The sequence below is a fragment of the Halomonas sp. KM072 genome, assembly GCF_050710315.1.
In the GTDB taxonomy this organism is placed as follows: domain Bacteria; phylum Pseudomonadota; class Gammaproteobacteria; order Pseudomonadales; family Halomonadaceae; genus Vreelandella; species Vreelandella hamiltonii.
In genome coordinates this window covers 2,801,670-2,826,418 of sequence record NZ_CP136132.1, presented here as the reverse complement: position 1 = coordinate 2,826,418, position 24,749 = coordinate 2,801,670, and the positions used below count along the sequence as shown (strand labels likewise).

At 62.3% G+C, this 24,749-nt stretch carries 23 protein-coding genes; 5 read left to right on the top strand and 18 right to left on the bottom strand.

Annotated features, from left to right (window positions below; genetic code table 11):
• Positions 1-69: 69 nt before the first annotated feature.
• Genes RVM26_RS13375 through RVM26_RS13355 form a run of 5 tightly spaced genes read right to left on the bottom strand, consistent with a single transcriptional unit; the run spans position 70 to position 5,321 of the window.
• Positions 70-516: a phosphatase domain-containing protein gene (locus RVM26_RS13375; protein ID WP_016915127.1), complete on the bottom strand. Its 447-nt coding sequence runs from the start codon at positions 514-516 to the stop codon at positions 70-72.
• Positions 513-1,610, bottom strand: coding sequence for an MBL fold metallo-hydrolase (locus tag RVM26_RS13370; protein WP_498939115.1), 1,098 nt, complete (start codon positions 1,608-1,610; stop codon positions 513-515). The genes RVM26_RS13375 and RVM26_RS13370 overlap by 4 nt, the downstream gene beginning before the upstream one ends.
• Positions 1,607-2,653, bottom strand: a complete 1,047-nt coding sequence (locus tag RVM26_RS13365) for an ABC transporter ATP-binding protein (RefSeq protein WP_193461440.1) — start codon at positions 2,651-2,653, stop codon at positions 1,607-1,609. The genes RVM26_RS13370 and RVM26_RS13365 overlap by 4 nt, the downstream gene beginning before the upstream one ends.
• Positions 2,641-4,341: an ABC transporter permease gene (locus RVM26_RS13360; protein ID WP_227407111.1), complete on the bottom strand. Its 1,701-nt coding sequence runs from the start codon at positions 4,339-4,341 to the stop codon at positions 2,641-2,643. Before RVM26_RS13360 ends, RVM26_RS13365 begins: the two co-directional genes overlap by 13 nt.
• Before the next feature lie 2 nt (positions 4,342-4,343).
• Positions 4,344-5,321 (bottom strand): ABC transporter substrate-binding protein, encoded by a 978-nt coding sequence (locus RVM26_RS13355; RefSeq protein WP_498939113.1) that lies wholly within the window; start codon positions 5,319-5,321, stop codon positions 4,344-4,346.
• Positions 5,322-5,479: 158 nt separating this feature from the next.
• On the opposite strand from RVM26_RS13355, the gene RVM26_RS13350 reads away from it, so the two are divergent.
• Positions 5,480-6,232 (top strand): DeoR/GlpR family DNA-binding transcription regulator, encoded by a 753-nt coding sequence (locus tag RVM26_RS13350; RefSeq protein ID WP_081138683.1) that lies wholly within the window; start codon positions 5,480-5,482, stop codon positions 6,230-6,232.
• Between the two features lie 3 nt (positions 6,233-6,235).
• Here RVM26_RS13350 and RVM26_RS13345 read toward each other — a convergent pair whose 3' ends face one another.
• Both RVM26_RS13345 and RVM26_RS13340 read right to left on the bottom strand, forming a co-directional pair.
• Positions 6,236-6,694, bottom strand: coding sequence for a DMT family transporter (locus RVM26_RS13345; RefSeq protein ID WP_039175164.1), 459 nt, complete (start codon positions 6,692-6,694; stop codon positions 6,236-6,238).
• A 13-nt stretch (positions 6,695-6,707) separates the two neighbouring features.
• Complete coding sequence (locus tag RVM26_RS13340) at positions 6,708-7,136, bottom strand: DMT family transporter (RefSeq protein ID WP_498939110.1); 429 nt, start codon at positions 7,134-7,136, stop codon at positions 6,708-6,710.
• A gap of 89 nt (positions 7,137-7,225) precedes the next feature.
• On the opposite strand from RVM26_RS13340, the gene RVM26_RS13335 reads away from it, so the two are divergent.
• Positions 7,226-8,167 (top strand): LysR family transcriptional regulator, encoded by a 942-nt coding sequence (locus RVM26_RS13335; RefSeq protein ID WP_189463473.1) that lies wholly within the window; start codon positions 7,226-7,228, stop codon positions 8,165-8,167.
• On the opposite strand, the gene rimO is transcribed toward RVM26_RS13335, so the two are convergent.
• On the bottom strand, positions 8,154-9,521 hold the full coding sequence (gene rimO, locus RVM26_RS13330) for a 30S ribosomal protein S12 methylthiotransferase RimO (protein ID WP_039175167.1): 1,368 nt from the start codon (positions 9,519-9,521) through the stop codon (positions 8,154-8,156). The genes RVM26_RS13335 and rimO overlap by 14 nt on opposite strands.
• 261 nt (positions 9,522-9,782) lie before the next feature.
• Between rimO and RVM26_RS13325 the strand changes: the two genes are divergently transcribed.
• Complete coding sequence (locus RVM26_RS13325; protein ID WP_498939108.1) at positions 9,783-10,982, top strand: GGDEF domain-containing protein; 1,200 nt, start codon at positions 9,783-9,785, stop codon at positions 10,980-10,982.
• A 4-nt stretch (positions 10,983-10,986) separates the two neighbouring features.
• Here the strand turns inward: RVM26_RS13325 and RVM26_RS13320 are convergent, their stop codons facing one another.
• Positions 10,987-12,678, bottom strand: coding sequence for a methyl-accepting chemotaxis protein (locus tag RVM26_RS13320; RefSeq protein WP_096922046.1), 1,692 nt, complete (start codon positions 12,676-12,678; stop codon positions 10,987-10,989).
• Between the two features lie 135 nt (positions 12,679-12,813).
• Here RVM26_RS13320 and mtnK point away from each other — a divergent pair, with 135 nt between their 5' ends.
• Complete coding sequence (gene mtnK, locus RVM26_RS13315; RefSeq protein WP_498939105.1) at positions 12,814-14,139, top strand: S-methyl-5-thioribose kinase; 1,326 nt, start codon at positions 12,814-12,816, stop codon at positions 14,137-14,139.
• A gap of 1,153 nt (positions 14,140-15,292) precedes the next feature.
• Here mtnK and RVM26_RS13310 read toward each other — a convergent pair.
• From RVM26_RS13310 to mtnB, 3 genes are read right to left on the bottom strand one after another with little or no spacing between them, the layout of a single operon-like run.
• A complete protein-coding gene (locus RVM26_RS13310) occupies positions 15,293-15,841 on the bottom strand; it encodes a 1,2-dihydroxy-3-keto-5-methylthiopentene dioxygenase (RefSeq protein WP_039175169.1) in 549 nt (182 codons plus the stop codon).
• A 35-nt stretch (positions 15,842-15,876) separates the two neighbouring features.
• Positions 15,877-16,563, bottom strand: a complete 687-nt coding sequence (gene mtnC / locus RVM26_RS13305; protein WP_498939103.1) for an acireductone synthase — start codon at positions 16,561-16,563, stop codon at positions 15,877-15,879.
• Complete coding sequence (gene mtnB, locus RVM26_RS13300; protein ID WP_498939101.1) at positions 16,560-17,150, bottom strand: class II aldolase/adducin head domain-containing protein; 591 nt, start codon at positions 17,148-17,150, stop codon at positions 16,560-16,562. The genes mtnC and mtnB overlap by 4 nt, the downstream gene beginning before the upstream one ends.
• A gap of 105 nt (positions 17,151-17,255) precedes the next feature.
• Here mtnB and mtnA point away from each other — a divergent pair, with 105 nt between their 5' ends.
• Complete coding sequence (gene mtnA, locus RVM26_RS13295; RefSeq protein WP_498939099.1) at positions 17,256-18,275, top strand: S-methyl-5-thioribose-1-phosphate isomerase; 1,020 nt, start codon at positions 17,256-17,258, stop codon at positions 18,273-18,275.
• A 13-nt stretch (positions 18,276-18,288) separates the two neighbouring features.
• On the opposite strand, the gene RVM26_RS13290 is transcribed toward mtnA, so the two are convergent.
• The 6 genes from RVM26_RS13290 to RVM26_RS13265 form a co-directional block, all read right to left on the bottom strand.
• The gene (locus tag RVM26_RS13290; protein ID WP_058578166.1) at positions 18,289-18,969 is read right to left on the bottom strand and encodes an RES family NAD+ phosphorylase; all 681 of its coding nucleotides are present in this window, start codon (positions 18,967-18,969) and stop codon (positions 18,289-18,291) included.
• Positions 18,966-19,367 (bottom strand): MbcA/ParS/Xre antitoxin family protein, encoded by a 402-nt coding sequence (locus RVM26_RS13285; protein WP_054641243.1) that lies wholly within the window; start codon positions 19,365-19,367, stop codon positions 18,966-18,968. Before RVM26_RS13285 ends, RVM26_RS13290 begins: the two co-directional genes overlap by 4 nt.
• A 74-nt stretch (positions 19,368-19,441) precedes the next feature.
• Positions 19,442-21,562, bottom strand: coding sequence for a RecQ family ATP-dependent DNA helicase (recQ, locus tag RVM26_RS13280; protein WP_498939096.1), 2,121 nt, complete (start codon positions 21,560-21,562; stop codon positions 19,442-19,444).
• Positions 21,563-21,624: 62 nt separating this feature from the next.
• Entirely contained in the window at positions 21,625-22,470 is an 846-nt protein-coding gene (locus RVM26_RS13275) for a carbohydrate ABC transporter permease (RefSeq protein ID WP_498939094.1), read from the bottom strand.
• Positions 22,467-23,351, bottom strand: a complete 885-nt coding sequence (locus RVM26_RS13270; protein ID WP_498939092.1) for a carbohydrate ABC transporter permease — start codon at positions 23,349-23,351, stop codon at positions 22,467-22,469. The genes RVM26_RS13275 and RVM26_RS13270 overlap by 4 nt, the downstream gene beginning before the upstream one ends.
• 68 nt (positions 23,352-23,419) lie before the next feature.
• Positions 23,420-24,679, bottom strand: a complete 1,260-nt coding sequence (locus RVM26_RS13265; protein ID WP_498941758.1) for an ABC transporter substrate-binding protein — start codon at positions 24,677-24,679, stop codon at positions 23,420-23,422.
• Positions 24,680-24,749 lie beyond the last annotated feature (70 nt).

The window sequence follows — 24,749 nt, the reverse complement described above, 5'->3', positions numbered from 1 at the left end:
CTTCCTTGTGTGGTCAGACTCACCATGCGTCAGCTTAGAGCAGCTCGTTGAGAGCTGCTACAGGCTAGGCTAAAAATCCCCCGGTGCGCACTGCAGGCAGGTAAGCCCCAGGGCGCGCCACTGAGCGACCACGGCGTCGCGGTCGTCCAGTACCAGCCAGGGCGCAAAGCCGTCGCTGCGCATTTGATCGAGTAGCGCGGCTTTTACCTCTTCATCGTCCACATGGTCATCGCCCTCGGGGCGCAGGTACATGGCATCGAAGGGAATGGCATGGCGGTCGAGCCAGGCCTGGGTATGCTCTCGGTGGCTGTCCGGGCGGCCGCTGCAAATGACGATTTGCTGGCCCTGGGCCTTCAGCAGCTTGACCAGTTTGGCCACGGGTTCGATGACCGGCGCTTGGGCCATATGGGCAAAGAAGGGGTCCCACTGTTTGGCGGGGCCCAGCACCCACTCGTGGACTTGCTGGGGGTGAAATTCGGCAAGCGTGCCGTCGACGTCAACGATGACTGCGGTCATGACATGGATTCCTGAGATGAAAAGAGTGAAACGGCCGAACCTTGAGAACGGCTGCTGAGGACAAGCCGTGCCTGGGTCGTCAGCCGCGTGCCTAGACGTTCGCGCCAGTGGTCAATGGCTTCATCGTCCAGTCGCGTAAACAGAGGCACGACCTGAGCAGCCTGGAGCTGATGGGCCAGTGCCACCAGGTGCGAGGCGCGCAGGTGGACGTTCCAGCGTTGCCAAAGCACCTCGTTGGCAGCCAGCTGCGCACAGCGCTGTGGCGTCAGGTAGCCGGTGTGCAGCAGACGGTGGTCGGGCCAGTCGGCGGGCTGGTCGTCACGGTCGCTGACCAGCCAGAGTGTCGGATGGCTGGCGTTGGGCCTCTGGAGCAGGGTGCCGATGGCGTCGTCCAGCCCGTCACGCCGCAAACCGCGTGGCAGCGCCAACAGAGCGGCCAGGTTGTCGCGGATGATGGGGGCGATGGCCAGGGGGAGCTGTCGGCGATCTGCTTCCTCTGCCAACCATAGCGCCATTTCCAGCGCCCGTCCCGTTTCCGGTACCGGCAGCACCAGTGGCGTATCCAGGGCGCTGCCCAGGGTATCGAGGCAGTGTGCCTGGGGCTGGTCGTAGCTGCCGTAGGAGGCGTCCAGCAGTGCCGTACGGGCAGGTGGCGGCGTATCGAAGGGAAACAGCCGCGACTCGAAACAGGCATCGCCGCTATAGAAAAGTCCGCCTGCCACGTCGAGGTGCAGCCAGACACCTCCCAGCGAGTGGCCCGCCTGGCCGGTGGTGACGGTAATGCCTTCCACTTCGAGACGGCCGCGATAGGGCAGTGGCTGCCACGCTCTGTGGGGCGGCAGCGCCTTGGCGACCAGCGGCGTGCAGTAGAGCGGCAGCTGCTCGGGCAGCTCGGCCACCCCGCCAATATGATCGATATGATCGTGGCTGATCAGCACGGCGTCTACCGCGAGCCCCGCCGCCCAGGTGATCGCCTCACCGGGGTGCAGTGCGCCGCCCGCATCCAGCAGCAGGCGCTTGCCCTGGGCCTCGACCACGATGGCGGCCGGGCCCTTGTCGCCCAGCCCGCTGAGGATCTCCACCAAGGGGCTCATTGGTCGGGCTCCAGGCACCAGCCTTCCAGCAGGCGCACCGCGACCTGCTGGCCTTCGCCAAGGGCGTGGGGATGATACGCCAGCAGGGCATCGCCGGTGCTCAGGCGCAGGTGTAGCTCGTAGCGCTCACCGCGGAACGTCAGCCGTTCAACGCGGGCGGTCAGGTCGTGGGGGTTGGGGGCCGTGGCATCCAGATGCACGTGCTCCGGGCGCACCAACACGGGCTGCGAGCGCGCGGTGAGCGGCGCGGCCAGCCCGCTCATCAAAGCGCTTTCGGTGAGACGCTGGCCAGGCGCGCCGCTGGCAATGTGAAGCAGGCTACCCTGGCCGATGAACCTCGCGACCCATTCGCTGCGCGGCGCTCGGTAGAGCGTTTCGGGCGTGGCCCACTGCACCAGCTCGCCCTCCCGCATGACGGCAATGCGGTCTGCCATGGCCATGGCTTCGCTTTGGTCATGGGTGACGTAGACCATGGTGGCCTGGGTCCGCCGGTGGAAATCCACGAAGCTGTGCTCCATGGCGGCCCGCAGGTTGCGGTCCAGGTTGGCGAGCGGTTCGTCCAGCAGCACCACGTCGGGGTCGGTGACCAGGCAGCGGGCCAGTGCCACCCGCTGGCGCTGGCCGCCGCTGAGGGCCTGGGGCGAGCGCTGGGCATAGGGGGTCAACGCCACCTGCTCCAGCGCCTGGGCGACTCGGCGCTGGTAGTCGCTGCCTTGAATGCGGCGCAGCTTCAGCGGGTAGCCCACGTTGTCGGCCACGCTCATATGGGGCCATAGCGCGTAGGACTGAAACACCATGGCCATGTTGCGCTGCTCGGGGGGCACATGGTGGTGGGCGCTGGCCAGCAGCGTCTCACCGAGCGTCATGGTGCCGTTACTCACCTGCTCGAACCCTGCCAGCATGCGGAGCATGGTGGTTTTGCCGCAGCCGCTGGGGCCCAGCAGCGCCACGAATTCGCCGGGAGAGATATCGAGGGTGACGCCATTGACCGCGGTGTGTTGGCCAAACTGTTTGGTAACGCGGTCGAGCATTAGCCTTGCCATGGCACGACTCCTTTGGGTAAGCGAGGGGCCATCAGGCTCAGCAGCAGCATCAAGGTAGCCACCATGGCCACGACCAGCACGGCCACCGCCGATGCCAGCACGCTTTCGCCCCCTTCGTCCAGGTTGAAGATCAATACGCCCAGGGTTTCGTTGCCTGCGCTCCAGAGCAGCGCCGACACGGTGAGCTCGTTGACGGCCAGCAGAAATACCAGCAGCCCACCGGCAAACAGGGAGGGCGCGATCAGCGGCATCACGATGGTGGCCAGACGCCGCCAGGGGCCAGCACCGGCCAGCTGGGCGGCTTCTTCCAGCGAGGGGTCGAGCTGCGCAAGGCTGGCGCTGACCGGCTTCAGGCAGACCACCAGAAAGCGCGCCAGGTAGGCCACGAAAATCAGCCCAAGGGTGCCGTACAGCGCCAGATTGATCAGTGGCAGCGGCCGCACGAACAGCAGAATGCAGGCAATCGCCAGCACCACGCCAGGCAGGGCATAGGGCAGCTCGATGACGCTGAGAGTGAGCTGCTGTAGCCGAGGCGGCAGGCGCTGAAGACGGTACGCCAGGGGCAGGCTGCACAGCATCAGCACCAGCGCGGCACCGCCTGCCAGCCAGACACTGTTGCGCACGGCCCGCCAGGTGGCGCCCTGTCGGCCGATGACCTCGTGGTAGGCGTTGAGGGTGATGGTATCCAGGCTCAGGGGAACGCCCATGGCCGGGACCAGCGAGCTCACCACCAGCGCGAGCAGCGGCGCCACCAGGATCAAGAGCAGCACCATGACCAGCAGTGTCGTCACGCCGGTACGCCAGCGCCCCAGTGAAAAGTCGTGGGCGCGTCCGCCGTGCCCTCCCAGGCCAAAGCGGCTGCGATTCATCCAGTACTGCTGCAGGGCCACCCCGGCCAGGGCCAGCACACCGATCAACAGAGAAAGCGCCGCCATTTCTGCCAGCACGCCGGTGCCAAAGTTGGCCATGCGCTGGTAGATCAAGGTGGGCAGCACGTAATAGCCTGCGGGAATGCCCAGCATGGCGGGAATGCCAAAATTGCCCAGGCTGGAGATGAAGGCCATGGCCGCTCCGGCGATCAGGCCGTGTCGGGTCACGGGCAGAATGATATGCCCCCAGACCTGACCCTGGCGGGCGCCGCTGATCCGGGCGGCTTCGACCAGCTCACGGGGGAGCGACATGAGTGAAGTGCGCAGCGCCAGAAATACCAGCGGTGCACTTTGAATGCCGAGCAACAGCGCAATGCCTTCGGCGGAATAGAGCGGCTGGGGGCTGCCCAGCGGCGGTGCCATGCCGAGGCTTTTCAGTAAAGGGCTGGCCGGGCCGAACAGCTGTAGCCAGCTCAGCGCAGTGACCTGGGGCGGGATCATCATGGGCAGCATGAAGCAGAACACCAGCCAGGCCTTGCCGCGAATGTCCGTCAGGGTGATCACGAAGGCGAACAGGCTGCCCAGCACCAGGGCAATCAGCATGCCCAGGCCCGAGGTGTACAGGCTGTGCCACAAGGCGCGCCAGGTGCTGGCCGCGTTGAGCACTTTCCACAGCGGGGCACTGCTGCCCTGGCCCAGGTCGCTGAGGGCTTCCATCAAAAGCCGCAGGCTGGGTGCCAGGCTGAGCAACACCACCAACAGCGTGAGCAGGGTAAGCAGCCAGCGATGCTGGCTGCCAACGTTCAGCGAAGGGGTCATCATCAACCGCCAAACAGCTCATTGAAGCGCTGCTTGAGCGCCTCTTCCTCGGACAGCGCTTGCTCGATATCGACCGGCATCAGCTGAATCGAGTCGCGTTCGGGAAAGCCTTCCGGCGGAGCAACGTCCGGGTGCGCGGGCAGGTAACCCTGCTGGCTCACCAATTCCTGCCCGGCTTGGGAGAGCACGAAATCGACGAACTTCTGGGCAGCATCCGGGTGTTGGGCTTCCGCCATGATGGCGACGGGCTCGGTCACGGCGCTGACACCTTCCTCAGGGAAGACGAACGCCACGGGGGAACCCTTGGCCGCTTCACGGATAGGCAGGAAATCCACCACGATGCCGTACGGCTTGGTGCCTGCTGCCACGGCGTTGAAGACGCCACCGTTACCGCTTTGGGCTTCCGTGCGGTTGGCGTGCAGGGCGTCGTAATACTCCAGGCCCAGCGACGTTTCACCGATGGCGGCCATGTGGATCAGCGCTGCGCCGGAGTATAGGGGGCTGGGCATGGTGACCAGGCCTTCGTATTCCGGGCCAATCAGGTCGGCCCAGCGTTGCGGCTGGTGCTCGGCACCCGTGTTGTAAACGATCCCGGTGGTAATGAGCTTGGTGCCGTAGAAGTAGCCGTCGGCGTCGTAGAGCGCCTCATCATAGGCGTCGCGCTCGGGGCTCAGGTAGGGTTGCAGATGTCCCTCCTGCTTCAGCGACTCCATGGTCATGCTGTCCGCGATCAGCAGCACGTCGGGGTTGCTCACCCCTGCGGCCAGCTCCGAACGCAGGCGAGTCATCAGGCGCGTCGTGCCGTCGCGCACCCACTCCACCTCGATCTCAGGATAGGCCGCCTGGAAGGCATCCACGGTTTGCTGGGCGTCGCTGTTGGGCTGGCTGGTATAGAGCACCAGCGTTTGGTTGGCCAACAGAGGCGTGGACAGGGCAAGGCTTGCAAGGGTCACGGCACGACACAACGAACGCTTCGACATCGGGGAAACCTCCAGTAGGTGAACAGTGATCACACTACTGTCATCGCCTTACAACATCGTGACACTACGCTTTCGTTTGAAAGCGAATGACTTTCGTCGAGCAGAAAGTGGTTTTCGTTTTGCTGGCGGCAACCTTGAAGGGAAAACCGGGAGGAAGCATGGACGTCAATCAACGTCGGCGGGCGGTGCTGGCCTGCGTGCGGGACGAAGGGCGGCAGACCCTGGAGGCATTGGCGCGACGGTTTGGTGTCTCGGTGCAAACCGTGCGCAGCGACATACGCTCGTTGGCCGAGCAAGGGCTGCTGCTGCGCCGGCACGGTGAGGTGATGGCGTTTCCTGACCAGGAGAATGTCGGCTATGACCAGCGCCAGATCGTCAATCAGGCCGGCAAACGGCACATTGCCCGTCAGGCAGCCTCGCTGATTACCGATCACCAGTCGCTGTTTTTAGGCACCGGCACCACGGTGGAGCAGCTGGCCGATGCGCTGCACGGCAAGCAGGGCCTGCAGATCATGACCAACAACCTGCATGCGCTGATCAAACTGTGTGCCCTGGAGTGCGAGCTGGTCGTGGCGGGTGGTCGCGTGCGCCGCCGCGACCAGGACGTGATAGGCGGTGATGCCTGGCGCTTCTTTCAGCGTTATCGGGTCGATGTGGGCATCGTCTCGGTGGGCGGGATGGATAGCCAGGGCCTGCTGTACGACTACAACGATGACGAAGTCATGGCCCGGGAGGCGCTGCTGGCCCACGCGGCGTACCGTATTCTGGTACTGGACAAGACCAAGTTCGACCTGCCGCTGCGCTGCGCCGCCGGATCGCTGGCCGACTATCATGCGGTGATCACCGACAGCCCCTTGCCCGACCGGCTCAGAAGCCCCCTGGCGGCCCAGGGGGTGAGATTTCTATGTTGAGCGTCAGTCGCGTTGCTGCTGCCGGTGGCTCAGGTAGATCAGGACGATCGCCACGAGCAACAGTGCCATGGCCAGGTAGCGTGAGCCATCCAGTTCACGCTGAGCGTTATCGAGCCAGCCAAAGTGGTCAATCAGCAGGCTCATCAGCAGCTGGCCCGAAATCACCGATACCGTGGCAGCAGCAGTCCCGACACGCGGTACTGCAAAGACGATGGCCAGCATGTAGACCACCCCGAAGAGCGCCCCGGTCAGTTGCCACTTGGGCACGCTCATGAGCGTTGCTTCCTGCGGGGGCTCGAAAAAGAGCACCAGCAAAAAGGTCAGCACGGCACCCACGGCGAACGTCAGCCAAGCGCTCTCCATGACGCCAGTATGAGCGCCCAGACGGCCATTGATGGAGGATTGGGCGGCCAGGACTGCACCGCCCGCCAGTAGCAGGGCAAAGACAATGGGTAATAGCATGGTGGGTCTCCTGTTACATCAACCAAAGGGCAGCAAGAATCATGGCCAGTGCCGCCAGGCGATAGCCATCGACGCGACGCCGTTCGCTACCGAGCCAGCCAAAGTGGTCAATGGCCAGGCTGGCCGCGACCTGGCCGCACAAGATACCCACCATGGTCATGCCCACACCCACCAGCGGCGTGGCGAGGGTCAACACAATGACGTAGATCGGCCCCAGCAAGCCGCCCGTCAATAGCCAGCGAGGCTGCTGAAACAGCGCACCCAGCTGGCGTTTGGGCGCGAATAGCAGCGCAAGCGACAGTAGCAGGGCACCTACCAGGAAGATGGAGAGCGTGGCAGATAAGTATCCCACCTGCTCCCCCAGAGGCCCTAGCAGCCCTGCCTCCACCGATAACCCCATCCCGGCGATCAATACGCCGAGCAGTATCAACGCGTGTTGCATGTGTCGTTCCCCGATTCAGAAAGAGGCCGCACTCTAAAGAGACACGCTTGTTGCTACAATGCGTTAAACGGGCAAAGGACTATTGCATTTTGGACAACTCGATTCGCCTGCTGGCACTGCGGCTGTTTGTTCGCGTGGCTACCAGCGGCAGTTTTTCAGAGGCCGCACGCTACTATGGGTTGCCGACGTCCTCGGCGTCGCGGCACATCGCCAGTCTGGAGCAAGCGCTGGGCCAGCGTTTGCTTTATCGCCATACGCGAGCCGTCAAGCTGACGGAGGCAGGGGAACGTTACTTCCATGAAGTGCACGAGGCGCTGGCGCGACTGGAGCTTGCCACCGAGGAAGTCATGGGAGGGGCTCGGCACCCTCGCGGGGTGCTTCGAATCAATGCGCCCGTGGCGTTCGGCCGGCGCCATATCGCCCCCCATTTGGCCCGGTTTCAGCAGCGCTACCCTGAAATCGAAGTCGATTTGACGCTGGAAGATCGCTTCATCGATCCCGTGCAGGAGGGGGCCGATGTGGTCATTCGCGTGGGAGCCTTGGCAGACTCCAGCCTGGTGGCTCGTGGCATTGCTCGCCAGCGTTTCATCGTGTGTGCTGCGCCGAGTTATCTGGCGGAGAAGGGCGTGCCAACGACACCCCATGCGCTCGGAAAGCATAACTGCCTGCTTTACAAAGGCAGCAAAGGGACGCAGTCATGGCATTTTCGGGCGTTTGAAGAGGCGCGTGCGGTGCGCCATGTTTTGGCGGGAAATCTGGTGGCCAACAATGCCGAAAGCCTGGTGGAAGCGGCCATCGCCGGGCAGGGCGTGGTGATGTTTCCCTCGTGGCTGCTGTTTGAGCCACTGCGTCAGCAAACGCTGGTGCCTTTGCTGACGCAGTGGGAAGCCTCCGACGACGGTCATCTGGACAATATCTATGCGATTTATCCAGACAACCGTCTTCGCTCGTCAAAGGTCTCGGTGTTCATGACCCATCTGGAGCAGGTCATTGGGAGCCCGCCCTACTGGGATAGCATCAGCCCGCGTTGACGATGTTATTGACAAAATTCAGCGGCTGGGGGGTATCGATCACCTCGGCCCACAGGTCGTACTCGTCGGCATGGGTGACGCGTGCTCTGACCAGGTCGCCGGCGCGCAGCGCATGGCGGCTTTCCAGATAGACCATGCCATCGATTTCCGGGGCGTCGGCTTCGCTGCGGCCAATGGCGCCTTCGTCGTCCACTTCGTCGACCAGCACTTCGATCTCACGGCCGATCTTGGCCTGCAGGCGAGCTGCCGAGATTTCCTGCTGGTGGGCCATGAAGCGCTCCCAACGGTCCTGCTTCACGTCATCGGGTACCTGCGCCAGGCCCAGCTCATTGGCGGGGGCACCCTCTACCGGGGAGTACTGGAAGCAGCCCACCCGATCCAGCTGCGCTTCGCTCAGCCAGTCCAGCAGGTACTGGAAATCTTCTTCGGTTTCACCGGGGAAGCCGACGATGAAGGTCGAGCGGATGGTCAGCTCGGGGCACTGCTCGCGCCAGCGTTTGATGCGCTCCAGGGTACGGTCTTCGAAGGCGGGGCGTTTCATCGCCTTGAGCACCTTGGGGCTGGCGTGCTGGAAAGGAATATCCAGGTACGGCAGGATCTTGCCCTCGGCCATCAGCGGAATCAGCTCATCCACATGAGGGTAAGGGTAGACGTAGTGCAGGCGCACGCGAATGCCCAGCTCGGACAGCGCATCGCACAGTTCGGTCAGGCGCGTTTTGACCTGGCGCCCGTGCCACTCGTTCTCCACGTAGCGCACATCGACGCCATAGGCGCTGGTGTCCTGGGAGATCACCAGCAGCTCTTTCACTCCGGCCCGCGCCAGGGCTTCGGCTTCGCGCAGTACCTCACCCACGGGGCGGCTGACCAGCTTGCCCCGCATGGAGGGAATGATGCAGAAGCTGCAGGTATGGTTGCAGCCTTCGGAAATCTTCAGGTAGGCATAGTGGCGCGGCGTCAGCTTGATGCCCTGGGCGGGCACCAGGTCGATGCGGTGGTCGTACTCGCTGACGAAGGGCACCGCGCTATGCACGGCGTTCACCACCTGCTCGTACTGCTGTGGGCCCGTCACCGCCAGAACGTTGGGATGCACGTCGCGAATCACGGACTCATCCACCCCCATGCAGCCAGTCACGATCACCTTGCCGTTTTCGGCAATGGCTTCGCCAATGGCGTCCAGGGACTCGGCCTTGGCGCTGTCGATGAAACCGCAGGTATTGACGACCACCACATCGGCATCGTCGTAGGTGGGTACGATCTCGTAACCATCGGTACGAAGCTGCGTCAGGATGCGCTCGGAATCGACCAGTGCCTTAGGGCAGCCTAGCGAAACAAAACCGACCTTGGGTGTGGACATAATGGGCCTCGAGGAAGAGAGCTGAGGGGCGATCACCTTGAGCAGAGGCCCCAAAAAGAACATGGCGAGAAGATAAGGGGCGGCATTTTAGCGCCCTTGACCAGCGGGGGGAACCTCTACGCGTTGGATTCGCCAACGTGTTCGGCAGGCGACGCCGCCGTCAAGAGGTGGCAAACTAAATTGAAGGCTCGACAAGTGTATGAAACGAACGCCTAACCGAAATGGCAACGATTGCCCTTGGGCAGCGCAGGAGCAAGGACAATGAAGAGTGATAGGTTGCTGAACGCCATCGAGCATGAGCTCAGACCACGCTGCCGCTTACGGTTCAGGCAGGAGTTAGAGGCGCTCTTCGAACAGGAAACGCACCAGACACGCCAACGCCATCTAGTGATCATGGGCCTGATCACCGCTCTTCTTTATGTCCTGTTCCTGATCAACGACTACAGCTTTCGACCCGAAGCGTTTCTGGCCTCCGTGATGATTCGCGGTGTCATCTTGCTACCCATGGCGCTGGCGATTTTCTGGTGGGTCTACCGTGGGGTGCCGCCATGGCTGCGTGAAACGCTGATGGCAGGACTGGTCGTGATTGCCATGATCGGCTCCAGCACCATTTTCTACATTTCCAGCTCGCCGCACTCTTATCTGGATGTCTTTTCGTTTGGTCTGATCCTGGTGGCTGGAAACATCGTTTTTTCGTTGCGTTTTCCTTATGCCTTGATGTCCACGGTGATCAGTATCGGAGTCATGAGTGTCTTCGTATTTTATTACGAGCCTATGCCAATCGAGGCCAAACGTTTGGCTATGTTCGCTATTCTGGTCAAGGCGGTGTTTACGTTGATGGCCAACTACCGCCTGGAGTACAGCGAACGAACCTCCTTTCTGCTGCTGATGCGTGAAAAAATTCAGGCAGGCCATATGCAGAGTGCCAATCACCAGTTGACGCGGCTCTCGGTGACCGACCCACTGACGGACATTGCCAACCGCCGCCAGTTCGATACCATTTTTCCCGCGCATTGGCAGGTGGCTCGGTTGGAGCAGAGTCATTTGGCCATCATGGTGATCGATATCGACCACTTCAAAGCCTACAACGACTATTACGGCCACCTGCAAGGAGACCTTTGCCTTCGTCAGGTGCCCGCCGCGTTACAAGCCAACAGCCGATCCGACGATCTGGTGGTGCGCTATGGCGGTGAGGAGTTCGTGATTCTGATGCCTCGCACCGAGCCGCATACGGCGCATCAAACCGCAGAGCGTATTCGCGAGAGTGTCGAAGCGCTGGCCATTGCCCATGGCGGGTGCGGTGCTTCCTCCGTGGTGACGGTCAGTATTGGGGTGGCTGCCATGCAGCCGACCCTGGGGCAGGAAGACGCCATACTCTTCACGACCGCCGATCAGGCGCTTTACGAGGCCAAGCGCCAGGGGCGTAACCGCGTCTGCATGACGCCCCTGGCAGAAAGCTGACCGTCTAGAACGACGCCGCGCTGGCGAGTGGGCTGTGTACGGGCTTGCGCGACGGCAGTGCCAGCACGTTATCCTGGCGTGGCTGCGCGCCTTGCCGCATCGTCACCGGATGCTGGCGTTCGCCGATGGGCATGAACGCGTGGGCGCTGTGGGACAAGTGAGCCACTTCTCTGGAGAGGAGGTCGACGGCACTGATGTAGGCATCCATGCTGGTCGCGCTCTCCTGAGTGCCCTGGTCGATCTGTGCGATGGCCTGGCTGATCTGAGCGATGCCCTCGCTCTGTTCGCGGGCGGCGGCGCGGATCTCCTCCATCAGGTCGTTGACGTTGTGGCTCGCCTGACGGATGCGGCTCATGGCATCCCCGGCGGAGCCTGCCTTGTGCTGGCCTGCCTCGATGCGCTGGCGGGCCGTTTCGATCAGTGTCTGTACCTGATGGGCTGCCTCGGCTGATTGGCGGGCCAGGCGGCGTACTTCTTCGGCCACTACCGCAAAGCCTCGGCCATGTTCACCGGCCCTGGCAGCTTCGACGGAGGCGTTCAGGGCCAGAATATTGGTCTGGAAGGCAATATGGTCGATGGTCTTGACGATGCCTGCCATGTCCTGGGACGTGCTGGTAATGCCCTCCATGGCATCATCCAGTTCCTGCATGATGGCCACGGCCTTGTCCACTTCGCCCACGTTACCCACCGACGCCTGGCTGGCCAGTTGGGCATTCTCCGAACTTTGCCGCACGGTAGACGCGATCTGCTCGGCGCTGGCAGCCGTTTGCTGCACCGCAGAGGCTTGTTGATCCACTCGATGGCCCATGGCCTGGTTATGCCGAGATAACTCCTCCACCGAGGGCATGACCTGGGCAATCCGCTGGTCCAGGTCGCCAATCAGTGCATCCAGCGAACGGCGCATGAAGTTCATGGTGGCCAGGGTGTTGTCCATGGCTTTGTTGCCCACGGTAGGGACCTGAGCGTTCAGGTCGCCTGCCGCGATTTGCAGTGCAAAGTCGTTGGCCTTGTGCAAGAAGCGGCGCAACCGGCGCGCCTGGCGCCACTGCAGCGCGCTCAGCAGCAGCCCGCTGGCCAGCACCATCATCACCAGCGGCAGGGTCACCGAGGTGGTCACGTGGCCCTTTAGCCACCAGGCGCATCCCGCCATCAGTAGCCCAGTGGTGAACAGCGTCATCAGAACGCCGGAAATGCTGGCCAGTCGCGGCGCCCACCAGGCGGCACTTGCCAAGCGCTTCAGCGGGTTACGCGCCATGATCTCACCGTGCTTGACCGTGTAGCGGCCCTGCTGCTCACGAATGTCCTGATAAATACGCTCCGCCTCGGCCACTTCTGCCTGTTCCGGTTTTACCCGAATGGACACGAATCCGGTGATTTGATTGTTTTCACGGATGGGCACCACGTTGGCACGCACCCAGTAGTGGTCACCGTTCTTGCGCCGGTTCTTGACCAGCCCGGTCCAGTACTGGCCCGCCTTGAGGTCGCTCCACATATCGGCAAACACCGGGGCAGGCATGTCAGGGTGGCGCACCATGTTGTGAGGCGAACCCACCAGCTCCTCATAGTCGAAGCCACTGATCTCGACAAAGCGATGGTTGGCATAGGCGATGTGGCTGCTTCGGTCGGTTTTGGAAATCAGCACATCATCATCGCGTAGAGGGTGTTCCACTTGGGTAACAGGGCCGTTGTTTTTCATGATGGAGTACCTGTGGGAGGAATACCTGATTGGGTTGGTCAGGTATTACTATAAATCTGCTACAAGAGTTATCCAGAGACGTTGCATTGTTTAACATTTTCCTGGCTGGACAGTCGGTCATGGCAAGAAGCCGCCATGAATTTGACAACCACCGCGCGGTATGACAAACACACAACCATTTCAGGTGAGGGATTGAACGTGGCAGACGAGCAAAGCTATCAGGCGTTGGCAGTGGACACCCTTGGCCAGCGGCTGGGGGGAGTGGAAGCGGTCGCCCGCCGCGTGGGCGGCGACCCGGCACAGTGGCAGATCCGTGAAGTGGGCGATGGCAACCTCAATCTGGTATTCATCGTCACCGGCAGTACCGGTAGCGTGGTGGTCAAGCAGGCGCTGCCCTACGTGCGCATGGTCGGCGAGAGCTGGCCGCTGCCGCTCTATCGCGCCCATTTCGAATACTACGCGCTGGTACGCCAAGCTACGCGTGCGCCTGGCGTGGCCCCAGAGGTGTACCATTTCGACAAGCCCCAGGCGCTGATCGTGATGGAGTATCTTCACCCGCACGTGATTTTGCGGCGCAAGCTGATCAGCGGCGAGCGGGTGGCTCGGCTAGGGGAGGCCATCGGTGAGTTCTGCGCCCGCACGGCGTTTCGCGGCTCGGAGCTTTCCATGGCCAGCCCAGAGAAAAAAGCCGATGTGGGCCTGTTCTCGGGCAACGTCGCGATCCCCGCGATTACCGAATCACTGGTGTTCACCGACCCCTACTACGGCGCCGAGATGAACCGCCATACGCCCGAGCTCTCGCCCGTGGTGGACGCACTACGCCGCAATGCGCCTTTGAAAGCCAAAGTGCAGCGGCTGTTGATGAAGTTCACCGCCAACACCGAAACCATGCTGCACGGTGACTTGCACTCCGGCTCCATCATGGCCACCGACACCAGCGTGCGGGTCATCGACCCCGAGTTTTCCCAGTATGGCCCCCTGGCGTTCGACCTGGGCATGGCCGTGGCCAATTTCTTCATGGCCTACTTCAGCCAGCCAGCCCACCGCCAGGCAGACGAGCTGGAAGCGTATCAAGCCTGGATTCTCTCGGTGATCAGCGACTGCTTTACCCGCTTCGATGAGGAGTTTCGTCACCTCTGGCAAACCGAGCGGACCGGTATTCTGTTCCCCAGGTCGCTATTCGAAGAGCAGGGCAACAGCGCCGACGACGCCTGCGATGCCCTGCTGGATGAGATTCGTGAAGATGCGCTGGCCTACTGCGGCATCGAAATGCATCGCCGCGTACTGTCGCTGGCCCACAACGCCGATTTCGAAGAGATCGAAGACACCGCCCTGCGCGCCGAGTTGGAAGCACGCAACGTGCTGATGGGCCAAACGCTGATCATGGAACCGCAAGCCTACCGAGACCTCGACGCGCTGACGCAACTCGCCAAAACGTTCAATCAGAAAACGGTGTTGTAAGCGTCTTTCCATTGACTCAGTGGCACCTTCGGCACCGCTGTGCGGTGCTTCGCGGGTGCGCTATCGCTTACGCCGCGCTACGGGTGCCCATCTTGAGCTTGGAGAAACGCCGTAGCGCGGCGTAACGAATCTTGCTCGGCACGAGCAAATGAGGCACCCGCGGGGGCGGCGATAGCCGCCTGGATAGGGCTGCTGTGGAGGATCAATGCTCGGTGGCATCTTCGGCACCGCTGTGCGGTGCTTCGCGGGTGCGCTATCGCTTACGCCGCGCTACGGGGGCTCTGCTTGAGTTTTGAGAAGCCTTGTAGCGCGGCGTAACGAATCTTGCTCGGCACGAGCAAATGAGGAACCCGCGGGGGCGGCGATAGCCGCCTGGATAGGGCTGCTGTGGAGGATCAACGCTCGGTGGCATCTTCGGCACCGCTGTGCGGTGCTTCGCGGGTGCGCTGTCGCTTACACCGCGCTACGGGTGCCCCTCTTGAGCTTGGATAAGTCCCGTAGTGCGGCGTAACGCATCTTGCTCGGCACGAGCAAATGAGGCACCCGCGGGGGCGGCGGTAGCCGCCTGGATGGGGCCAGAGTGAATGATCGACTCACGGTGGCACGTTCGGCACCGCTGTGCGGTGCTTCGCGGGTGCGCTGTCGCTTACACCGCGCTACGGGTGCCCCTCTTGAGCTTGGATAAGTCCCGTAGTGCGGCGTAACGAATCTTGCTCGGCACGAGCAAATGAGGCACCCGCTGGGGCGGCGATAGCCGCCTGGATGGGGCCAGAGTGAATGATCAACGCTCGGTGGCATCTTCGGCACCGCTGTGCGGTGCTTCGCGGGTGCGCTATCGCTTACGCCGCGCTACGGGTGCCCATCTTGAGCTTGGAGAAACGCCGTAGCGCGGCGTAACGAATCTTGCTCGGCACGAGCAAATGAGGCACCCGCGGGGGCGGCGGTAGCCGCCTGGATGGGGCCAGAGTGAATGATTAACCCTCGGTGGCACCTTCGGCACCGCTTTGCGGTGCTTCGCGGGTGCGCTCCGCTTACGCCGCGCTACGAATGCCCCTCCTGGAGTTCGGCGAAGCCATGTAGCGCGGCGTAACGAATCTTGCGAGGTACGAGCAAATGAGGCACCCGCGAGGGCGGCGATAGCCGCCTTCACACGTTAAAGCTGATCCAAACGATCAAACTTCCCGGCGATGTCGCTTTCGGTCCAGTGGGGCACCCAGCCTTCCACGTTGTCGAAGAAGCGCAGCGCGGTGAATTCCGGCTCGGGGCCCATGTCGAACCAGTGCGGGGTGTTGGCGGGCACGCTGATCAGGTCGTTGCGGGTGCAGAGTACCTGGTAGACCTTGTCGTCGATGTGCAGGCAGAACAGCCCCTGGCCTTTGACGAAGAAGCGAACTTCATCTTCATGGTGGCGGTGCTCGTTCAGGAACTTCTGGCGCATCGCTTCCTTGTCCGGGTGGGTGGGCACCATGTGCAGCACGTCGACGGTCTGGTAGCCACCCTTGGCTTTGACCCGGTCGATATCTTCCTGATAGAGCGCCAGGATCTCTTCCTGGGTGGCATCGTCGGCAATCTCGCCCGGCGCTGCCCAGCGTTCGAACAGAACGCCCACGCGGTTCAGTTCGGCGGCGATTTGCGCGCCGTCCGTGGTATCCAGAAGCGCATCGTTAGGGTTTTGATCGGCAAAGACTTTCAGTTGTGACATCAATGACTCCTGAAATAAATGGTCAACCGTTGCCGCTAGACGGCAATCTCGTCGAAGCGTGCGACGCAGGTGTGGTGTGTTCCCGGCTGGGTGCCTTCGCGTACCAGCTGCCGGGTTTGCATGCCCGCCTGTTCAGCGGCATCCAGCTCTTCGACGACATCTGACAAGAACAGCACCGATGCGGGCGGCAGGTCAAGGGTGTCGAGGATACGCTGATACGAGGCGGCTTCGCGCTTATGGCCAACATGGGTGTCGAAGTAGCCGCTGAACAGCGGGGTCAAATCGCCCTCGTCACTGTAGCCAAACAGCAGCTTCTGCGCCTGCACGGAGCCTGACGAGTACACATACAGCGCCTTGCCTTCCGCCTGCCACTGGCGCAGCGCCGGAGCCACATCCGCGTATAAGTGGCCGGTGAAGTCGCCGCGCTGGTAGCCGTCGGCCCATACCATGCCTTGCAGGGCTTTCAGCGGCGTCACTTTCTGGTCGGTGTCGATCCAGTGCAGCAGCGTGGCGATTACCGCTTCCAGCGAGGCGTCGGCGTCCTGCATGACATCACGCACGGCATGGATCTGCTCGGCCACCGCCGGTGCCTCTGCGTTCTGGCGCAGAAAGTCAGGCAGCTTGGCGTAGGCATAGGGGAACAGCACTTTGTGAACGAAGTTGATATCGGTGGTGGTGCCTTCGATATCGGTCACGATAGCGCGAACGGTTGATTGACTCATTGGGGCCATCGGCTCTCTTCCAGTACACAGGCAAGTAAGAATTCAATCGCTTCCAGATGGCGGCGGCAGCTGGCAATGCTGTCGCCCACGGCGTAAATGCCGTGGCCTGCCACCAAAAAGCCCCAGGGCATCGGCCAGCCTTGGCGAACGTGCTTGGCCAGCTCCTCCATGTCCTGGGAGTTAGGCACCACCGGCAGGTGAATGGTCGCCTCATGGGTCACGTTACCCGCCAACGCCTTTTGCATCTCAAAGCCGCTCAGCTCAATGCCATCGGGAAAGCGCCGCGATAGCACGGTGCTGGCCACGGTATGGGTGTGCAGCACGCAGTGAATACTTGGGTCTAGCCGGTACAGCGCGGCGTGCAGGTCACTTTCGGCGCTGGGTTTGCCGCTACCTTCCAGTACACGGCCTTCCAGGTCGCACAGCAGCAGGTCATCCGCCTGGATGCGGGTTTTATCCCGCCCGGATGCCGTGACCCAGTAACCAGCCTCGGTACGCGCGGAAAAGTTGCCGCCGGTGGCGGGGGTCCAGCCTTGCTGCGCTGCCCAGACAATGGCGTCCAGCAGTTCGGTGTGTAAGGTAGTCATAAGGCCTGCATCGTCTCATCCAATGGGCATCATTCTATATGATAAGCTTCGCGCCTGATAAGCCGCGCGCCGAGTTCACCGGTTCAAGACCTCAAGGAGCCCTTCATGGTTACGTTACAGTCACGCAGTTTACGAGTGCATGCCGACGCCCTCGAATACCTGGACCAGACCCGGCTCCCCCAGGCCGAAGAGTGGGTGCGCTGCGACTCTCCCGAGGCGTGGCAGCACGCGGTCAAGCATCTTGCCATTCGCGGGGCGCCGTTGATTGGCTTGAGCGCCGCCTTTGTATTGGCCCAGTACGCGGCTCGCCATCCGCAAAGTGAGTGGCAGTTAGTGAGCGACCGCTTACGGGCGACGCGCCCCACGGCGGTGAACCTGATGTACTGCCTGGACGCCATGGAAGCCTGCTTTGCCCAGGGCGCGGACGCCCTGGCCGAGCGTGCCAAAGCGCTGTTCGAAGAGGACCGCGCGCTGTGCCAACGCATGGCCGAGCGGGGCGCTGACTTGCTGGCCTCCGGCGACCGCGTGCTGACCCACTGCAACACCGGTGCGTTGGCCACGGCCGGTGTGGGCACCGCGATTGGCGCGTTGGCCATCGCCAAACAGCGCGGCATCGACCTGCATGTCTACGTAGATGAGACCCGCCCGCTGCTCCAGGGCGGGCGTTTAACCGCGTGGGAAATGGCCGATTTAGGCATTCCCTACCAGCTAATCACCGACAGCATGGCGGCCAGCTTAATGGCGGCGGGCAAGGTGGATAAAGTGATGGTCGGGGCGGATCGCATCTGCGCCAACGGCGACTTTGCCAACAAAGTGGGCACTTACATGCTGGCGGTGGCGGCGCATTACCATCAGGTACCGTTCTACGTGGTGGCCCCTTACACCACGGTCGACCCCGCCTGCGCCACCGGCGCGGCGATTCCCATCGAGCAGCGCGATGGCGCGGAGGTGCGCGGAGCCGCAGGCGCGTTTGGCGAGGTGGTGTGGGCACCGAGCGATGCCCCGGTGTGGAACCCAGCCTTCGACGTGACGCCCGCCAAGCTAGTCACCGCCTGGATTTTGGATACTGGCGTGTTTGACTCAGCGGCGATTGCTCGGGGCGAGCATCTGCAGGGCTGGCGCTAGCGGTCAGGCAGGCTCAGTTTAGAAGCGTTAGCTCATAAACGTGCCGAATGCGCTGACCGTCCCAATCATAACCGAGATGACGGCCTTGCCGCGTGGCGGAGAGTACCGGGGGTCTTAGCACTGCGGCGCACTCGCCATCGGGGTCGCGAACGCTGGGGTAAACGATGCCATCTGCCTGCTGCTCCCAAGCGTTTCTGCCCAGGGCTTGCCCGGCAGACCAGCTGTCTGGGGTGAGTAGGGGCTCTGCGTCGCGGTGGCCCCGCAAGTCAATCAGTTGCCCCATCAAATCGGAGAGATAGACGCGCTGCTGCAGCATCATGGGCGGCTCGTTGGACTCCCCCATGAAGCGCTCTGCGTGGTACAGGGTTTCTGCAATGGCGGTGGCTTCGGTGAGTGCGCAGTAGTAGGCACCAAAGGTGCCATCGCTAAACCGCGAACCGGAGGCAGGGAAATGACAAAACGCCGCCATGACGGGTGTCCATCCAGGCCCATACCGGCGGTCGCCGTCGCGCACCAGATGGATCGCGCCCATTTCTTCACGAAGCCTAGCAGAGGTCTCGCCTTCCAGTTCGTTAAGCAGGTCCCAGTCGTCAGTGTGGCTATTGACGCCTTCGAACAGATCAATCGGAGGGAAGCGCGAAGGGATAACGCGGTAGCTTGGCCGCCATGTGACGTTGCTGAGCGGGAAGTTCATACATGGCCCCCTCCACGTGCGGCATCCAAGTGCTGCCGAACGACATAGAGGTCGGAAACGTGACCACTTAACAGGCGTTCCATGGGCGTGTGACCGGCAAACAGTGGGTTGCTGTTGGCTCGTTTTAGCCAGCTATCGGCGGCCTCCTGATTGGGGAGCAGGATATGCAGCGCCTTGTAGATGCCCAGAATCAACGACATGCGCTCAAGATGGTTGGCATCCAGGCGGGCTTGCTCGGGAGTTTGCTTCCAGCGCCGGTAAGTGGAGTCGGGCACGCCGAGTAATAAGGCGGCTTCGCTCTCTTTCAGCCCCCAGCGGCGGGATATGTTGGGATACGTGCGCATGGCAGCGGCTCCCATGTCACGGCGCTTGGTAGCGGTGTTGTGCTGAATGGCCATATCGCTTTCTCCTCTCTTGAATAGAGAATACACCAAATGAGCGATTTTTAAAAAATACGATTATTTGGTGGGCGTTAACGCTTGGCAGTCATAGACGCCCGCACGCAGTGTAGAACCGGGTAATCAATACGGCCCTCCAGCGCTTCAAACACCACTTTCAGCCCTTGGTCTGGAAACTGCTCAAACGCTGCGTGAATCTGTGCCAGGGTCGCTGGGTCTAGGCTGACCACCTCTTCCAAGGCCAGCTCGCCGCTTTGGATTACATCGCTTAGGTGGCGATACACGGTACTAGCGGCCAGCCCGCGCTGCTCGGCGACCTGTTCCGGCGTTAGCCCTTGGCGCAGTAGCGCGGCAGATTCAAGAGCGCTGCTGCCCACAGGGGGGCTAGCGGCAGGCTCATCAGGATGCGCCAGAACCACCGCCAGAAAGCCTTCGCCATAATCCTCCAGCTTGCGTGCGCCAATGCCCGAGATGGTGCCCAGCGCCTGCAGCGTCTGCGGTTTTTGCGCTACCAGCTCGGCCAGGGTGGCGTCGTTGAAAATCACGTAGGCGGGTACGCCTTGGGCATCGGCCAGCGCTTTGCGATGCTGGCGCAGCGCTTCCCACAGTACGCCGTGGCCCTTGGCGGCAGATGCCCCTTTGGCTCCGCGTCGCGCGGGCTTGCTGGGTTTGCGCAGGGTGAGACGTTGCTCGCCGCGCAGTATGGGCCTGGCGTTGGCGGTGAGCTTGATCGCGCCATGGCCCTCCATGTCCACGCTCAGATAGCCGCTGGCGATCAGCTGACGAAACAGCGCTTTCCACTCGCTGGCGGTGAGCTCCTGGCCGATGCCGAAGGTGCTCAGGCTGTCGTGACCAAAGCGGCTGATACGCTCGTTGCGCTTGCCGAGCAGCACATCCACCAGATAAGTGACGCCAAAGCGCTGTTCGGTGCGGTAGACACACGACAGCGCCTTCTGCGCGGCCACGGTGGCCTCCCAGGTGTCAGGCGGGGTGAGGCAGTTATCGCAGTTGCCGCAGGGCTCATCTAGCGAATCGCCAAAGTAGTGGAGCAGCGCCTGGCGACGGCAGCTGATGATCTCGCAGAGCCCCAGCATGGCATCGAGCTTCTGTTGTTCGATGCGCTTCTGCTGGTCGGCGGCACTGGAGTCCTGCTGCATCTGGCGCAGGGTGATCACGTCCTGCAGGCCATAGGCCATCCAGGCATCGGCGGGCAGCCCATCGCGCCCGGCGCGGCCGGTTTCCTGGTAGTAGGCTTCGATGCTTTTGGGCAGATTGAGGTGCGCCACGAAACGCACGTCGGGTTTGTCGATGCCCATGCCGAAGGCAATGGTGGCGACGATCACCACGCCATCTTCGCGCAGAAAACGGGTTTGATGCTGCTGGCGCTGCTCGGCGGGCAGCCCGGCGTGGTAGGGCAGCGCGGTCAACCCCTGGCGTGCCAGCCAAGCGGCGGTCTCCTCCACCTTGCGCCGTGAGAGGCAGTAGACGATGCCCGCTTCGCCACCGTGGTGTTCGCGGATGAAACTCAGCAGCTGCTCTTTGGCATTGCCCTGATTTTCTGCGATGTGGTAGCGAATATTGGGGCGGTCGAAACCGTTGTTGTAGAGCGCGGCTTCCTGAAGCTGCAGGTGCTCCATGATGTCGTGCCGAGTGGGCACGTCTGCGGTGGCGGTGAGCGCGATGCGCGGCACGTTAGGAAAGCGCTGATGCAGGTGGGAGAGCTGGCGATACTCGGGGCGGAAATCGTGCCCCCATTGGGAAACGCAGTGGGCCTCGTCGATGGCGAACAGCGCGATACGCGTCTGCTCCAGCAGCATCTGCATGCGCGCCGTGGCCAGCCGCTCGGGCGCGATGTAGAGCAGGTCCAGCTCGCCTGTGCGCAGGCGGTTCTCCACCTCCATCGCCTCATGCATCTCGAGGCTGGAGTTGAGGTAGGCGGCGCGCACCCCGTTCTGGATCAGCGCGGCCACCTGGTCCTGCATCAGCGCGATGAGCGGCGAGACCACGATGGCGGTGCCAGCGCGCAGCAGCGCCGGGATCTGATAGCACAGCGATTTGCCGCCACCGGTGGGCATCAGCACCAGCGCGTCTCCGCCGCCCGTCACGTGCTCGATGATGGCCTGCTGGGGGCCACGAAAGCGCTCAAAGCCAAAGACTTCTTGCAGTACCTTGAGGGCTGCCGGGTCGCCGTGCATCGCTGCTCTCCTTGTCGTGTGCGTGAAGGAGAATTGTCGCACGAAAACACGAGTGAGTTGGGTTAGCGAATCCCCGCCCGTAAAAACGACTGCACGAACTGGCGCTGGAACAGCAGAAAAGCCACCAGCAGCGGCGCAATACTCAGCAGCGTGGCAGCGCTGACGGTGGCCCAGTTGACGCCGGTTTCTGGCGCGGAGAACACGCCCAATCCTACCGTCAGCGGGCGGCTCTCCACGGAGTTGGTCACCACCAGCGGCCACAGGAAGTTGTTCCAGTGGTGGCTGATCGACACCAGCCCGTAGGCCAGATAGGTGGGCTTGGCCAGCGGCACGTAGACTTTCCACAGGATTTCCAGCCAGCCACAGCCTTCGATACGGGCGGCGTCCTCCAGCTCTCGGGGGATGGTCTTGAAGGTCTGACGCAGCAGGAAAATGCCGAAGGCGCTGGCCACGTAGGGCAGGCCAATGCCGGTGATGGTATTGATCAGCCCCAGCTCGCTGGCGATACGGTAGTTTTCGACGATCAGCACTTCGGGAAACACGAATAGCTGAATCAGCACCAGCATGAACAGCAGGTTCTTGCCGGGGATCGGAAAGCGGGCAAAGGCAAAGGCGGCCAGCGTACAGACCACGAACTGGGCCAGTACCACGCCGGTCACTAGCGCGAAGGTGTTCAGGTAGTAACGCGCAAAGGGGGCCTGGGCCCAGGCGTTCGTGAAGTTATCCAGCGTGAGCGGGGCGAACAGATCGAAAGTCACCATGAATTCGCTGGGGTGGAAGGCGGCCCAAAAGGCGTACAGCAGTGGAAAGATCCAAATAACCGCGAGCAGCCATGCCGCTACTGTTTCCAACGCTGGTAGGGAGTAGTCGAAGCGCGCGCGGGGCGCATAGGTAGAGGGCGTATTCATTGGTAGTGCGTCCTGCGGTCCAGAATCGTGAACTTCAGCGTGGCCACCACCGCCAACACCAGCAGAATGACCACGGTGATGGTGGCCGCCATGGTGCGGTCGAAGAACGAAAAGGCGTTCTCGTAGACGTAATACAGCAGCAGGTTGGTGGCGTTATTGGGCCCGCCCTTGGTGAGGATGAACAGGTGGTCGACCACCCGCACCGCATTGATCAGCGCGTTGATCAGTACGAACAGCGTGGTGGGCATCAGCAGGGGAAACGTCACTCGCCAAAAGAAGCTCCAGCGGCTCGTGCCCTCCAGGTCAGCAGCTTCCTTGAGCTCCGGGGGGATGGCCTGTAGCGCGGCCAGGTAGAAGATCATGAAAAAGCCCGCTTCTTTCCACACCGACATGACGATGACCGACCCCAGTGCCACGCCGGGGTCGCCCAGCCAGTTCACCCCGGCAAACCCCAGGGCGCCGAGCAGCTTGTTGAATAGCCCTATCTGCGGGGCGTAGAAAAACATCCAGATATTGGCGGCGGCGATCATGGGCAGAATGGTGGGCGTGAAATAGGCCATGCGAACCAGCCCGCGCCCAGGTAGGTGGGCATTGACCAGCAGCGCCATGCCCAGTGCCAGCGCCATGGAAGTGGGAACCGTGCCCAGCGCGTACAGCAGGTTGTTGCGGGCGACTTTCCAGAACGTCGGGTCGTCCATCAGCACGCGATAGTTGTCGAGCCCGACGAAGGCGGCGGGCTCGCCGCGAAAGCCGGGCAAAAAAAGGCTGTTGATCACGGTGGTGATGGTGGGCAAGTAGGCAAAAGCTGTAAGCAGCAGCGCCGCGGGCAGAAGCAGCAGGGCGCCGTAAAGCTGCATCGTTCGATGGGCGTTCAGGTTCATGGGGCCGCCGTGATGAGAAAAAGCCGGGGCGAACCCCGGCGAGCATGGAAACGTCCGCCTATCGGCACTTACCGGGCATAGCGGCGCAGCGCCGCATCGGCCTCACGCTGGGCCTGGCTCAGCGCGTCGGCAGGGCTCATTTGCCCTGTCAGTGCGGCTTGCACGGCGTTATCCAGGGCACGGCGCACGCGGCCACCCTGGTAGGTAGAGAGTTCGGCAGTGCCGTGTTCGAGCTGGTCCCGGGCCACGGCGGCGGGAGCGAATTCTTCCACGTAATGCTGCAATGCCTCGGTGTCATAGGCGGCGGGGCTGACGCCCATGTAGCCGGTTTCGATGGACCAGGCGGCGGCACGCTCGGGGGCGGTCATCCAGCGGATGAAGGTCATCGCTGCGCGCTGCTCCTCTTCACTGGCATCTTCGAAGATGTAGAAGTTGCCGCCACCGGTGGGGCTGCCGCGCTGGGTCTTCATGGGCAGCATGGCGACGCCAAACTCGAAATTGGCCTCGTTGCGTACCGCGGTCAGGTTACCCGTGGTGTGCCACATCATGGCGGTGGACTGCTCGAGGAAGTTCTGGCGCAGGGTGCCCCACTCGATGGTGCCACTGGGCATGGCGTCATGCTCGGTGGCCAGCGACACCCAGTATTCGAGGGCTTCGATGGCGGCCGGGTCGTCAAAATAGACCTCGGTGCCATCGTCGTTCATCAGACGATGGCCGTTCTGGAAGGCAAAGGCCTGGAACATCCAGTAGGGGTAGCCGGTGGACGGTACCATCACGCCCCACTGTTCACCATTCGAGGCTTCGCGCACGGCTGCGGCCATCTGGGCCATCTCTTCCCAGTTTTCCGGCGGCGTTTCCGGGTCCAGGCCAGCGGCTGCAAAGGCGTCCTTGTTCCAGAACAGCACGATGGTGGAGCGCTGGAAGGGGATACCGTAGGTCTTGCCATCCAACTGACCGTTCTCCATCAGGCCGGGGTAAAAGCTATCCAGCCACGCGCGCTCTTCCTCGGTGTCGATGAGGTCATCAAAGGCCACGATGGCGTTCTGCTCGATCAGCTCGTACAGGTCGATGGAGAACAGCACCGAGAGCTGAGGCGCATCCCCTGCTTCCATGGCGGACATGGCGCGCACGCGGGTGTCGTCGTAGTTGCCTGCGTAGATGGCTTCCACGTTGATGTCCGGATATTCGCTTTCGAATTCAGCCACCAGGCCATCGATCACGTCGGTCAGTGCGCCCCCCACCGACACCGGGTAGTACATCGTCAAATCGATGGTATCCGCCTGAACCTGAGCGGCGCCCAGTGCGCTGGCAAGCAGGGCGCCGGACATCAAGGGATGAGAAACTCGCATGGCTGACTCCTCAAAGAGTGGGTGATGTCGCAAGGGTTGTGGGGTGGTG